We start from the raw sequence: 12370 nt of genomic DNA, 5'->3' as shown, positions 1-12370 counted from the left end.
TCTCCGCATCCGTCCCCGTGGGAAGTTACCAACATGTCATCCGTGGGGTCTGTTTCTTTTTCCGATCCGGTCCGGCCGGGAGCCGGACCGGGACCAAGATCGGCGCCCCGCCGCGATCAAGATCGCTGCGCCTCCGAGCGCACCGAGCCGGCCACATCCGGGGCCGCATCACTGCGAATGTCGATTCGCCAGCCCGTGAGCCGGGCCGCGAGGCGGGCGTTCTGCCCCTCCTTGCCGATCGCCAGCGAGAGCTGGAAATCGGGCACCACGACCCGGGCCGCACGCGCGTCGGGGTCGACGATGGTGACGGAGACAACTTTCGAGGGGGACAGCGCATTCCCCACGAAGGTCGCCGGATCCTCGGCGTAGTCGATGATGTCGATCTTCTCGCCGGCCAGTTCGCTCATGACGTTGCGCACGCGCTGACCCATCGGGCCGATGCACGCGCCCTTGGCGTTGACGCCCTGCACGGTCGAGCGCACGGCGATCTTGGAGCGATGCCCGGCCTCGCGGGCCACGGCGGTGATCTCCACCGAGCCGTCGGCGATCTCGGGGACCTCGAGGGCGAACAGGCGGCGCACCAGATTCGGATGCGTGCGCGAGAGGGTGATCTGCGGGCCGCGCGGGCCGCGCGAGACGCCGACCACGTAACACTTGATGCGGTCGCCGTGCTCGTAGGTCTCCCCCGGCACCTGCTCGGCCGGCGGGATGACGCCCTCGGCGCCGTGCGCCTCGCTGCCGATGCGGACCACGATGGTGCCGCGCGCGTTCATGCGCGCGTCGCGCTGCACGACACCGCCGACGATGTCGCCCTCGTGCGTAGCGAAGTCGCCGAAGGACTTCTCGTTCTCGGCGTCACGCAGGCGCTGCAGCACGACCTGGCGCGCGGTGGTCGCGGCGATGCGGCCGAAACCCTCTGGGGTGTCGTCCCATTCGGAGATGAGGTTGCCGTCGGCGTCGACCTCGCGGGCCATCACGCGCACGACACCGGTCTTCTGGTTGATGTCGATGCGGGCGCTGGCCTGATGGCCGTCGGTGTGCCGGTAGGCGGTCAGCAGCGCGGACTCGATCGCGGAGATCACTGTCTCCATCGAGATCCCCTTGTCGGCGACTATCGCGCGCAGGGCTTCGATTTCGATGTTCATTCCACGATCCCTTCGGTCGGTGAATCGGATGCAGCTTCTACGTCTTGTTCGTCTTCGGAGCCGTCGCCGGGTTCGGCGTCGTCCGGGTCTTCGGCGTCGTCACCGTCGCCGGATAGGTCGTGCGCCTGCGCGCCCGGTTGCGGACGGCCGGGGGCGACGCCGCCGGCCAGTTCCAGTTCGGCCGCGCCGGGTGGCGCGAACTCCACCTGGACGACGGCGAATTCGATGTCGGCCAGCGGGACGCTCACCCGGTGCGGTTTGCGCTTGCCGCCCAGGACCAGGGCCACCTCGGTCTCGGAGGCCGCGCCGACGCGGGCCTCGAAGCGGGCCTTGCCCTTCTCCTCCGGGGATTGCACACCGGCGCGCAGGGTGAGTTTGACCTTGCGGCCGCGAGCGCGCTGCCAGTGCCGTAGCTCGGTGAGGGGTCGTTCGACGCCGGGGGTGGTGACCTCCAGCAGGTAGGGGGTCTCGCCGAAATCACCGGCGGCGTCCAGGGCTTCGGAGATCTCCGAACTGAGCACGGCGACGGCGTCCAGGGGCGCGGCTTCGTCGCGATCCACCGTCACCTTCACCTTGGCGTGCGCGGTACCGGCAGCCGAAATCGCAACGCCTTCGAGGTCGAATCCTCGGCGTTCGACGAGCTCAGCAACTAGCTGGCTCACCCTTTCCTCGGACGGCATCGGCATGTGGGGCGGCTCCTGGTTCAGTTGTGACGGTTTGAGTTGTGTCTGGCAGTGGAGCGGAAACGCTGAATATCCGCACCGAAGGTCTAGCGTAACGCGCGGAAAGAGTGTAAAGGACCAGCCGATCGTGGCGACTTCGGCATGGTTCGCGCTACCGGCATCGCGGCGTGTCCGTGTCGCGGGTGCGACAGCGGCGGCGACGCGCCCGTGCCGGGGACATATCGATCGAGATCACAGCCTATCGGACGGCCCGGGTGCGGTGAGCACGCCGGAACGACTGGCACCATGTACCCGTGCCCAGCAGTCAGAGCGGCCCTATGGCCGGTGTCACACGCGCGCCCCTACCCGTATCTCCGCTGGACCGCCGGGCGGCGACCACCCTCGATCGCCGGGCCGCCCTGCGCCTGGCCGGCGGCGGCGTGCTGGTCGTGACCGCGCTCGGGGCCGGGACCGCGTGCACCCGCGAGGAAGCGCCCGCGCTGCCGGATCCGCTTCTGGCGCAGGAGGAGTCGGCGCGCAAGGACGCGGCCGCGGCGACCGCCGCCATCGCCGTCGCACCCGATCGCGCGGGGGTGCTGCAGGTCATCGCCAGCCAGCGCACCGCGCACGCCGACGCGCTGCGGGCCGAAATCGACCGCGTGGTGGGCGTTTACGGCGACGGCACGGTGCCGAGTCAGCGCAGCGCGCCCATCTCGGCCGCCGCGCCCGCGACGCCGCCGTCGGTCGCGCAGGTGCAGGCCGCGCTCACGGGGGCGCAGCGCTCGAGCGGTGAGCTGGCGGTGCAGTTGTCGGGGTATCGGGCCGGGCTGCTGGCCTCGATCAGCGCCGCGTGCGCCACACACGCCGGGGTGCTGCTCGCGTGAGCCATGCCTGCGGGCGGCTCGGCACGAGCGCCGCACACGAGCGGACGGAACACAGCGGGAGCGCGCGGGCGCGCACCGGACCACGGCACATCATTCGGGCGGGGAGGAACACGGTATGAGCGGGGCGGATTCGAAGGCGCTGGCGGACGCGCTGAGCGCGGAGTACGCGGCGGTGTTCGCGTACGGGGTGATCGCGGCCTACGCGAATCCGGATCGGGAACGACTCGTGGCGGAGTACACCGCCGCGCATCGGGCCCGCCGGGACGCGACCATCGACGCACTGAAGGGGCTGGACGCCGCGGTACCGGCGCCCGCGGCCGCGTATCCCAGCCCGGTGCCGGTGGACGACCCGATCCCCGCGGCCAAGCTCGCGGTCGTGGTGGAGACCGACACCGCGACGGCGTGGCGGGCCGCGGTCGAGGCGGCGACGACGCCCGAGGTGCGGCGCACCGCGGTGGAAGCGCTCACCGAGAGCGCGCTGCGGCTGGCCACCTGGCAGTCGATCCTGGGTGTGAATCCGGCGACGGTGGCGTTCCCGGGACAGCCCTGAGATAAGCCCCGAACGCACGCAATTCCCGGCCCGCACACCCGAATCGGTGTGCGGGCCGAGCCTTTTCCCGCACACCGATCCTGAAAGCATCGCGAATTGCGAGTAAGGTCGCTCCGGCGCGGTCCGATGTATTTTCCTGCCGCGCAATCAATTTCCGGTGGGAGTCGAGGAGAGATTGTGGCGGTCGATGCGGCCCGGGAAGAAAAAGCACTGCACGCGGTGACGAATCGCCTGGTGGAACGCTATGTCGAGGTGCATACGGCGGAGCAGGTCGAGGCCGTGGTCGGTACGGTGCGACGACGGTTCGATGGGCATGCGGTGCGGGAATTCGTACCGATTCTGGTGGAGCGCATGGCACGCCGGGAACTGGAACCGGACGACGCGAAAGTCGAACCGGAACAGGCGGATACGGAATCGTCCACGGCAATTCCATTGGCGGACAATTCGAATTCAACGCGTAGTCATCTATTCGACACCTTGGACCTCTCGGTGTTGCGGCGGCGTTCGGTTCTGCTGGGCGCGGGCGCGGTGGTGACGGTTGTCGCCGTCGCGGCGTTCGCGGCTGTGCGCGAGCCGGATCCGGCGCCGGTTGCTCCGGCCGCCGCGCCGCTCGCGACCGTGCGCGGCGTGGTCGGGTCGGAGAAGGTCGCGTTCTTCGAGGATCCGCGGGTGGCCGAGGTGCTGGCGCGCAACGGGATCCGCGTCGAGGTCGATCCCGCCGGTTCGCGGCAGATCGCCACCTCGGTGGATCTGGCCGGCTACGACTTCGCCTTCCCCTCCAGTTCCGCCGCGGCCGAGCGCATCCAGCGCGGGCGCGGGGTGAGCGCGAAGTACACCCCGTTCTCCTCGCCCATGGCCATCGCCACCTTCGCGCCGATCGTGGAGTTGCTGACCGCCGCGGGGATCGTGACGCCCGGCGCGGCACCGGTTTTCGACGTGGAGAAGTTCCTGGCCCTGGCCGAGCGCGGGGTGCAGTGGGATCAGCTCGCGGGCAACACGACCTACCCGGTCCGCAAGAACGTCCTGGTCGGGACGACCGACCCGCGCACCTCGAACTCCGCGGCCATGTACCTGTCGGTCACCGCCTACGTGGCCAACGACAACACCATCGTGCGCGGCGCGACCGCCGAGGCCCACGCCCTGTCCCGCATCTCCCGCCTGTTCACCCGTCAGGGCTACACCGAGAACACCTCCGACGGCCCGTTCAAGGAGTACCTGGCCGCGGGCATGGGCCCGACCCCGATGGTCTGGATCTACGAATCCCAGTACGTGGCGGCCGCGGTGAACAACCAGCTGAAGCCCGGCATGGTGCTGATGTACCCCTCCCCGACCGTGCTCTCCCAGCACACCGTGATCCCCCTGAACGACGGCGGCGACCGCCTGGGCAAACTCCTCGCCACCGATCCGGACCTCCAGCGCCTGGCCGCCGACCACGGCTTCCGCCCCAACGATCCGTCCCTGTTCACGAAAGTCGCCGCCGACCACAAGGTTCCGGTGAACCCCACCCTGATCGACGTCGTCGACCCGCCCGACTACGACACCCTCGAACACCTGCTGGACGGGGTGGCCAGGGCATACAACTAGACCCGGCCCGACCGACCCGACGCCCCGAGACGTCCAACACGAACCCGACACCGAATTCCCCCGAGCGGCACTGGCCGCGCCAGCAGTTTCGTATTACGATATTGGGGGAATCCGATGGAGGTTCACAGGTCGGCACGCAAGCACGGAATCGCCGATGAGGACAGCGTTCATGCGGCGACGAACTATCTCGTCGCCTATCCGATCTCGGATGAGCCACCGGAGCGAGAGCTCCGGCTGGGGCCGGATCGAGCTGGAAACCTGCTCGAGATCGTCGTGATGCTGCTGGACGACGGCGGCGAGCTGATCATCCACTCGATGCGGATGCGAGCGAAGTATCGAGGACTGTTGCCGTGAAGGAGGTTCGCATGCCCAGGAAGCTCGAGAAGCCGGTCCCCACGTCCGGTGGGATTCCGGTCACCGATGCGGTGATCGCGGAGGCCGCAGCCGAAGCCGAAGACGGTTATGACGTCGCGGCACTGCGCCGACGCGGTGGCCGGCCGCCGATCGGATCGGCGGCCGGCGAAGTTGTGCCCGTGCGGTTGGATCCCGGCCTCAAGGCCGCGCTCGTGCATCGAGCCGAGTTGGACCACACGTCATCGAGCGAGGTCATCCGTCAGGCGCTACGCGCTTGGCTCGAGGTGGCCTGAGCCCGTTGAAGACCCGGGGGGTGGCGCCCCCCCCCGCGGCGGGGGTGGCGCGCGGGCGGGGGGCGCGGGGCCGGCGCCGCCGCGAGCGCTCATCGAGTGGCACCGGGGGTGCGGCGCGGGTAAGGCGCGCGGCTCGCCGGGTTGCCGGGGAAGCGGTGTCAGCCGCGAACCTTCGCGATGATCGAGGCCACGGCGGTCTCGGCGGGGAACTCCTCGCTCTCGCCGGTGAAGCGGTCGCGGAGCTCGAGCTTGCCTTCGGACCAGCCGCGGCCGACCACCACCACCAGGGGCATGCCCAGGAGCTCGGCGTCCTTGAACTTCACGCCCGGGGAGGCCTTGCGGTCGTCGAACAGGACGTCCAGGCCGGCGGCGTTCAGTTCGGTGACAACCTTTTCCGCGCCTTCGCGGGCGGCGTCGTCCTTGTTCGCGATGACCACGTGCACGTCGTAGGGGGCGATCTCCTTCGGCCAGCGCAGGCCCTTGTCGTCGTGCTGCTGCTCGGCGACCACGGCCATCATCCGGGAGATGCCGACGCCGTAGGAGCCCATGGTCAGGCGGACCGGCTTGCCGTTCTCGCCGAGCACGTCGACGTCGAACGCGTCGGTGTACTTGCGGCCCAGCTGGAAGATGTGGCCGATCTCGATGCCGCGCGCGGACTCCAGCACGCCCTTCCCGTCCGGCGAGGGATCGCCGTCGCGGACCTCGGCGGCCTCGATGGTGCCGTCGGCGGTGAAGTCGCGGCCCGCGACCAGGTTCACGTAGTGCTTACCGGCCTCGTCGGCGCCGGTGATCCAGGAGGTGCCCGAGACCACGCGGGGATCGAGCAGGTAGCGAACGCCGTTGGCCAGCAGCGCCTTCGGGCCGATGTAGCCCTTGACCAGGAAGGGGTTGGCCTTGAAGTCCTCCTCGGCGAGCAGTTCCACCTCGGCGGGCTCGACCGACGCCTCGAGGCGCTTCTCGTCCACCTCGCGGTCGCCGGGCAGGCCGATGCCCAGGATCTCGGTCTTGCCGTCCGGGTAGCGCAGCTTGACGATGACGTTCTTCAGGGTGTCCGCGGCGGTGACCGGACGGCCCAGCTGGTCGGCGATGCCGTTGGCGTTGGCCCACTCCACCAGCTTCGCGATGGTCGCGGTGTCCGGGGTGTCGTGCTCCTCGGCCGCGGCCAGACCCTCGAGGGGGATCTCGGCCGGAACCGCGGTGACGACGGCCTCGACGTTGGCGGCGTAACCGGATTCGCGGCTGATGACGTAGGTGTCCTCGCCGACGGGGCTGTTGGCCAGGAACTCCTCGGACGCCGAACCGCCCATCGCGCCGGAGGTGGCGGCCACGATCACGTACGAGACGTTCAGGCGATCGAAGATCTTCTGGTACGCGCCGCGATGCGCCTGGTAGCTGGCGCTGAGGCCCTCGTCGTCGAGATCGAAGGAGTACGAGTCCTTCATGACGAACTCGCGCCCGCGCAGGATGCCCGCGCGGGGACGCGCCTCGTCGCGGTACTTGGTCTGGATCTGGTACAGCGTGACGGGCAGATCCTTGTAGGAGTTGTACTCGCCCTTCACCGTCAGCGCGAAGAGTTCCTCGTGGGTGGGCCCGAGCAGGTAGTCCGCGCCCTTGCGGTCCTTGAGGCGGAACAGCGCGTCGCCGTACTCGGTCCAGCGATTGGTCGCCTCGTACGGTTCGCGCGGCAGCAGCGCCGGCAGCGAGATCTCCTGGGCGCCGATGGCGTCCATTTCCTCCCGGACCACGTTCTCGATCTTGCGCAGCGTACGCAGACCGAGCGGCAGCCACGAGTAGATGCCCGGCGCGATGCGGCGCACATATCCGGCGCGGACCAGCAGCTTGTGGCTGGGCACCTCGGCGTCGGCGGGGTCATCGCGCAGCGTGCGCAGGAACAGATGCGAGAGACGGGTGATCACGGATCCACAGAGTAGCCGCTGCACACGCGATGCTCACAAGGCATTACCGTGTTGGCTCGTGCTGGTGCTGCTGCCTCCCTCCGAAACCAAGTCCGACGGTGGCTCGGGCGATCCACTGAATCTGGACTCCCTCGCGATGCCGCAGCTCACGGCGGTCCGCGACAAGCTGGTCACCCAACTGAGCCGGCTGGCCGCCGATCCCGACGCCTCGCGCTCGGCACTGGGTCTGGGCAAGGGGGCTGACGCGGAGATCGCGCGCAACGCCGCGCTGCGCTCCTCGCCCACCCGCCCGGCGCTGGACCGCTACACCGGCGTGCTCTACGACGCCCTCGACGCGGCGTCGCTGACCCGGACCCAGCGGGCCAAGGCCGACGCGCGCCTGGCCATCGGGTCGGCGCTGTTCGGCGTGGTGCGCGCGGGCGATCCCATTCCGGCGTACCGGCTTTCGGGCGGATCGAAGCTGCCGGGCCTGCCCACCCTGCAGTCGGTGTGGAAGCAGGTGCTGCCCGAGGCGCTGCGCGCGGAGACCGACGGCGAGCTCACCGTGGATCTGCGCTCGGGCACCTATCAGAATCTGGGCCGCATCCCCGGCGCGGTCACCGCCACCGTGCTCACCGAACGGCCCGACGGGAGCCGAACGGTGGTGAGCCACTTCAACAAACACCACAAAGGGCTGCTCGCTCGGGCACTGGTGCTGACCCGCTCGGAACCGGCCGACATCAACGGTCTGGCCCGGGTGGCGGAGAAGTTCGGGCTGCGTATCGAAATCGCTTCTCCCACTGAACTTCTGGTACTCACTTAACCTCGATCGGGGTACGTAGGCGCCGGAATTCCGGCGCCCCGCCGACCGGGCGCGCACGGCGGCGTCCGTGCCGGACCCACGCGCTCGGGCGCACTGTTACCGGCCGGAAGCGATCGGACAGCACCACAGCCGAATCCGCTTCCGGTTATGGTGGCGCACAGTGGGCGATGGGAGATTGCTGTGCCGTTCGTGAGTACTGCCGGAGCGAAAGTTCATTACACCGACACCGAGGCCGACGGCCCGGTCGTGGTGCTCAGCCACGGATTCTTTCTCGATGAGGAGATGTTCGCGCGTCAGGGGGCCGGGCTCGCACCGGATTACCGGGTGATCGCCGTCGACGCGCGCGGGCACGGACTGACCGAGGACTACCGGGATCCGTTCACCTATTGGGATCTGGCCGAGGACGTCTGGGCGGTGCTCGACGAACTCGGCGTCGACGAGGTCGTCGCGGGTGGCATGTCGCAGGGCGGGTACACCGCCCTGCGGATGGCGCTGCAGCAGCCGAGCCGGGTACGCGCGCTGGTGCTGATGGGCACCTCGGCCGAGCCGTACGATGTCGCGGCGCGCGAGCGCTATCGCGGAATCATGACGGCGTGGATGGAATCCGAGCCGTTCCATCCGCTGGCCGCCATGATCGCCAAGACCATGATCGGCGGGACCCCGGCCGAACAGCAGCTGTGGATCACCAAGTGGTGCAACAGCGATCGCAGGCGGCTGCGCCTGGCGGCGGACTGCCTGATCGAGCGGGATTCGGTGGCCGAGGCGATCGGTGGGCTGAGCTGCCCGGCGCTGCTGGTGCGCGGTGAGCACGATCAGGCCGAGAGCGACGCGGACATGACCGCGCTGGCGGCCCAGCTCGGCGGTCCCGCCCGCCTGCACACCGTGGCGGGGGCGACGCACGGGGTGAACATCACCCATGCGGCGCAGGTGAATTCGCTGCTGCGCGAGTTCCTGGACGCGCTGCCGGCCTGATAGCCGCGAAAGGTGTTGCCCGGCAGTCCCGGACAACACCTCGCGAGCGAAACCTACTCCGCGGCCAGGGTGGCGGACGCCTGCGCGTGGCTGGGCAGCACGCACACCGCGTCCAGGCCGAGCACGTGGTTCAGGCGGCCGAAGGCCAGCCACGAGCCCAGGCACATGGACAGTTCGGTGACCTCGGCCTGGGTGTAGTGCGCGAACATGCGCTCCCACCAGGCGTCGTCGAGGCCGTGGTGATCGAGGGCGTAGCGCTCGGCGTACTCGGCGGCCAAACGGGTGCGCTCGTCGAAGGATTCGGCGGTGCGCCAGTTGGTGACCTCGTCGGCGAAGGACTCGTCGACCTTCTCGCCGTTGCGGTCGGTGCGCCAGTCCAGGCAGAACAGGCAGCCGTTGATCTGCGCGATGCGCAGCCGGGCGGCTTCGAACTCGGGCAGGCCGAGGGTGGTGTGCTCGTAGACCGCGAGCGAGAACGCGGCCGCGGCGACGCCGATGCCGGGGACCATTTCGCCCCAGACGTAGCCGATGGGATCCTTGCCTTCGGGAATGTCGATGATCACGGCTGATTCCTTCCGAGTGTGCCGTTGCGCAGGGGGATGTCCAGCGCGTCGTAGAGGCCGGGTTCGGCGGCGGCGAGCCATTCGATGGCGCCCACCAATCTGCCTACGGCCGTGGCGTTTCCGCCCGCGGAGTGGTTGCCGCCCTCGTCGGTGGCCTGGATGGTGACCTCGATGCGCGGGCTGCCTTCGATGATCACGCGGTGTGCGCCGGCGCCGCTGTGCGGGATGGGCCAGTCGGGCGCGCAGGTGGCGTGGATGCGGGTGACGTGTTCGATGACGATCCGCGGGCGGCCGTCGACGATGCCCTGCACCTCGAAGCGCACCGCGCCCTGCCCGCCGGCTTCGAAGTCGCCCATGAGCTCGGTGGTGACGGTCTGCTCGAGCGGCCGGCGTTCGACGACCTCGCGGACCTCCTCGATCTCGACGCCGAGGCCGCGCGCGATGAGCCGAATCTGCCCGCCCCACACCATGGTCGGGATGCCGGGCGCGAGCATGGGCGGCTCGTACTCCAGGGGCTGGCCCATGCCGACGAGCCAGCGCACCGAGTCGGGCTGGTCGTAGGTGGTGTAGTCGAAGATCTCCTGGCAGCGGATGACGTCGACGGTGTGGCCGAGTCCGCTGATCAGCAGCGGCAGTACGTCGTTGCCCCAGCCCGGGTCGATGCCGCTGACGAACAGCGAGCCGCCGCCCTCGGCGACCGCGGCCAGCACCTGCTCGCGCAGTTCGGGGGGCGCGTTGCGCTGGTCGTACAGGGCGTAGAGCGAGGGGGTCACCACGACCGCACCGGCGCGGATCGCGCGCGCGATGTCGGCGAGGGCGTCGTCGGGGCGGATCTCGCCGGAGCCGGCGTAGACCAGCGCCCGCGGGCCCGCGGCCAGGACCGCGTCGATGTCGTTCGTCGCGGCGACACCCAGTTCGGTGTCGAGACCGGCCAGGGTGCCGGCGTCCCGGCCGACCTTGTCGGGGTTGTTGACCAGGACGTCGGTGAGCTTCAGTCCGGGATGGGCCGCGACTGCACGAATGGCGGCCCGGCCCACATTGCCGGTGCCCCAGACCACGGTGGGAATCATGGCCGCAATGTAGCAAGCGCTTGGTTGCTAAGTAGGTAGAACGAGATGTTCAGTTTCGGACTACATCGAACCGAAACGCTGATCGAGCACCTGCGCCCAGTTGACCTGGTCCAACGCGTGATAGTCGACGCGCATCACGTTGTAGACGTCGCGGCCCTCGCTGAGCCAGCCGCCCTTCTTGTCGGCCTCGATGATCACGTCGAGGTTGTGCGCGCGGGCCACGAAGGTGACCTCGATCTGCCTCAGATGCGGGTAGCGCGGGGACCCGAAGAACTCGATCTCCTGAAAGAACGGCAGCTCCTGCTCGATGCCGCTGAGGCGGCCCCACTCGCAGTCCGCGGAGTGCAGTCCGAAACCGAGCTGTTCGATGGCGGCCAGGATGTGGTGCTGGGCGGGCAGCGCGCCCACGCCGAGCGGATCGCTGTCCCCGGCGTCGACCGCGCCCGCGATCTCGACCATCGTGCGCACCGCGACCTGCGCGCCGGGCAGATGCCGCCCGTTGTAGAAGGTGATCGGGGTTTCCAGCGGGGTGTACAGCCCGAACGGAATGTCGTAGAGCGCCTGGGGTTCCAGGCGGAACGGGCCGTGCACGGGGGTGAGATGGAAGCCGCGCAGGCCGCTGGTCTCCTCCTCGGTGTGCTCGAATTCCACCCGGGTCACGAACTCCAGCGCCACCCGGGAGATGTCCTGCGCCACGCTGCCCCCGCGCAGCCGGACCACGCCGTGCACGGTGCCGCCGGGCTGAACGCCGGGGGTGTGCAGTTCGGTCTCGACCTCGGCGCCGCCTACTCCGGCGGCCGCCAACAACTTCTTGAACATGGGAACAGTCTGTCCGGTGATCGGCCGGAGTGATTCCCGGATCGGCAACCCTGTGTTCCAATTCATCCCGACTAGTTCTCGGGAGGTAATCGCTATGGACCACACCGCGCTGGAAGAGATCCGCCAGCTCAAGTACCGGTATCTGCGCACGCTGGATTTGAAGGAGTGGGACGAGTTCGGCGCGACGCTGAGCACCGACGTGATCGGCTCCTACGGCTCGCCCTCGGGCGGGCAGCCGCTCGAATTCACCGGCCGCACCGCGCTGGTCGACTACATGCGCACGGCGCTGGGCGGCAACATCATCACCGTGCACGTCGCCAATCATCCGGAGCTCGAGGTGGACGGCGAAACCGCAAGGGGCAGTTGGTGTCTGGAGGACACGGTGATCGTGCCCGACTTCCAGATCACCATTCGCGGCGCGGCCTACTACCACGACACCTACGTGCGCGAGGACGGTCGCTGGGTGATCGCCAGCACCGGGTATCAGCGCATCTACGAGACCCGCACCTCGACCGCGGATCAGCCCGGCTACCTCATCACCGCCAACCGCTGGGCGCCCACCGAAGTGTCCTAGCCGCCCGCCCGGCTTCCGGCCGCCGCGCGCCCGCACCCGCGAGCCCGCGCCTCGATTCACCGTCGAGGCGCGGGCTTTCGCGTGTGCGGGCCCGGGCCGCACGTTCGGTCGCGTGTAAACGCTCTCGGCGTCGGCCGCGATTAGTTGTTCGTACCGGTCAGACGGTCTTGATCGGTAGTACT

General features: G+C 69.2%; 14 protein-coding genes. 8 read left to right on the top strand and 6 right to left on the bottom strand.

The window, feature by feature from the left end:
- Positions 1-116: 116 nt before the first annotated feature.
- Entirely contained in the window at positions 117-1145 is a 1029-nt protein-coding gene (nusA, locus tag ACWIGI_RS20190; protein ID WP_454203944.1) for a transcription termination factor NusA, read from the bottom strand.
- Complete coding sequence (gene rimP, locus ACWIGI_RS20185) at positions 1142-1831, bottom strand: ribosome maturation factor RimP (protein ID WP_454203943.1); 690 nt, start codon at positions 1829-1831, stop codon at positions 1142-1144. Before rimP ends, nusA begins: the two co-directional genes overlap by 4 nt.
- A gap of 314 nt (positions 1832-2145) precedes the next feature.
- Here rimP and ACWIGI_RS20180 point away from each other — a divergent pair, with 314 nt between their 5' ends.
- The 5 genes from ACWIGI_RS20180 to ACWIGI_RS20160 all read left to right on the top strand — a co-directional run bounded on the left by ACWIGI_RS20180 (position 2146) and on the right by ACWIGI_RS20160 (position 5472).
- On the top strand, positions 2146-2691 hold the full coding sequence (locus ACWIGI_RS20180; protein ID WP_454203942.1) for a hypothetical protein: 546 nt from the start codon (positions 2146-2148) through the stop codon (positions 2689-2691).
- A 115-nt stretch (positions 2692-2806) separates the two neighbouring features.
- Complete coding sequence (locus ACWIGI_RS20175) at positions 2807-3241, top strand: ferritin-like domain-containing protein (RefSeq protein WP_454203941.1); 435 nt, start codon at positions 2807-2809, stop codon at positions 3239-3241.
- Between the two features lie 177 nt (positions 3242-3418).
- Entirely contained in the window at positions 3419-4825 is a 1407-nt protein-coding gene (locus ACWIGI_RS20170; RefSeq protein ID WP_454203940.1) for a three-helix bundle dimerization domain-containing protein, read from the top strand.
- 114 nt (positions 4826-4939) lie between these two features.
- A complete protein-coding gene (locus tag ACWIGI_RS20165) occupies positions 4940-5179 on the top strand; it encodes a toxin (protein WP_454203939.1) in 240 nt (79 codons plus the stop codon).
- Complete coding sequence (locus ACWIGI_RS20160) at positions 5176-5472, top strand: ribbon-helix-helix protein, CopG family (protein WP_454203938.1); 297 nt, start codon at positions 5176-5178, stop codon at positions 5470-5472. Before ACWIGI_RS20165 ends, ACWIGI_RS20160 begins: the two co-directional genes overlap by 4 nt.
- Positions 5473-5630: 158 nt before the next feature.
- Here ACWIGI_RS20160 and ACWIGI_RS20155 read toward each other — a convergent pair whose 3' ends face one another.
- Positions 5631-7388, bottom strand: coding sequence for a proline--tRNA ligase (locus tag ACWIGI_RS20155; protein ID WP_454203937.1), 1758 nt, complete (start codon positions 7386-7388; stop codon positions 5631-5633).
- Positions 7389-7446: 58 nt separating this feature from the next.
- Here ACWIGI_RS20155 and yaaA point away from each other — a divergent pair, with 58 nt between their 5' ends.
- The gene (gene yaaA / locus ACWIGI_RS20150) at positions 7447-8190 is read left to right on the top strand and encodes a peroxide stress protein YaaA (RefSeq protein ID WP_454203936.1); all 744 of its coding nucleotides are present in this window, start codon (positions 7447-7449) and stop codon (positions 8188-8190) included.
- Between the two features lie 189 nt (positions 8191-8379).
- Positions 8380-9162, top strand: coding sequence for an alpha/beta fold hydrolase (locus tag ACWIGI_RS20145; RefSeq protein WP_454203935.1), 783 nt, complete (start codon positions 8380-8382; stop codon positions 9160-9162).
- Between the two features lie 53 nt (positions 9163-9215).
- Here ACWIGI_RS20145 and ACWIGI_RS20140 read toward each other — a convergent pair whose 3' ends face one another.
- The 3 genes from ACWIGI_RS20140 to ACWIGI_RS20130 are packed head-to-tail and all read right to left on the bottom strand — an operon-like array spanning position 9216 to position 11614.
- The gene (locus tag ACWIGI_RS20140) at positions 9216-9725 is read right to left on the bottom strand and encodes a carboxymuconolactone decarboxylase family protein (RefSeq protein WP_354988953.1); all 510 of its coding nucleotides are present in this window, start codon (positions 9723-9725) and stop codon (positions 9216-9218) included.
- Positions 9722-10795: an NAD(P)H-dependent amine dehydrogenase family protein gene (locus ACWIGI_RS20135; protein ID WP_454203934.1), complete on the bottom strand. Its 1074-nt coding sequence runs from the start codon at positions 10793-10795 to the stop codon at positions 9722-9724. The genes ACWIGI_RS20140 and ACWIGI_RS20135 overlap by 4 nt, the downstream gene beginning before the upstream one ends.
- 60 nt (positions 10796-10855) lie before the next feature.
- Positions 10856-11614 (bottom strand): sporulation protein, encoded by a 759-nt coding sequence (locus ACWIGI_RS20130; protein WP_454203933.1) that lies wholly within the window; start codon positions 11612-11614, stop codon positions 10856-10858.
- A 94-nt stretch (positions 11615-11708) separates the two neighbouring features.
- Between ACWIGI_RS20130 and ACWIGI_RS20125 the strand changes: the two genes are divergently transcribed.
- On the top strand, positions 11709-12188 hold the full coding sequence (locus tag ACWIGI_RS20125; RefSeq protein WP_454203932.1) for a nuclear transport factor 2 family protein: 480 nt from the start codon (positions 11709-11711) through the stop codon (positions 12186-12188).
- Positions 12189-12370 lie beyond the last annotated feature (182 nt).

The organism is Nocardia sp. NPDC055321 (assembly GCF_053645575.1).
Note: the sequence above shows the minus strand (reverse complement) of the source record. Positions and strands in the feature narration are given on the sequence as shown.

Coding starts and splice junctions, on each gene's coding strand:
- nusA (WP_454203944.1), bottom strand. CDS start 1,145: ATGAACATCGAAATCGAAGCCCTGCGCGCGATAGTCGCCGACAAGGGG.
- ACWIGI_RS20165 (WP_454203939.1), top strand. CDS start 4,940: ATGGAGGTTCACAGGTCGGCACGCAAGCACGGAATCGCCGATGAGGAC.
- rimP (WP_454203943.1), bottom strand. CDS start 1,831: ATGCCGATGCCGTCCGAGGAAAGGGTGAGCCAGCTAGTTGCTGAGCTC.
- ACWIGI_RS20130 (WP_454203933.1), bottom strand. CDS start 11,614: ATGTTCAAGAAGTTGTTGGCGGCCGCCGGAGTAGGCGGCGCCGAGGTC.
- ACWIGI_RS20135 (WP_454203934.1), bottom strand. CDS start 10,795: ATGATTCCCACCGTGGTCTGGGGCACCGGCAATGTGGGCCGGGCCGCC.
- ACWIGI_RS20125 (WP_454203932.1), top strand. CDS start 11,709: ATGGACCACACCGCGCTGGAAGAGATCCGCCAGCTCAAGTACCGGTAT.
- ACWIGI_RS20175 (WP_454203941.1), top strand. CDS start 2,807: ATGAGCGGGGCGGATTCGAAGGCGCTGGCGGACGCGCTGAGCGCGGAG.
- ACWIGI_RS20180 (WP_454203942.1), top strand. CDS start 2,146: ATGGCCGGTGTCACACGCGCGCCCCTACCCGTATCTCCGCTGGACCGC.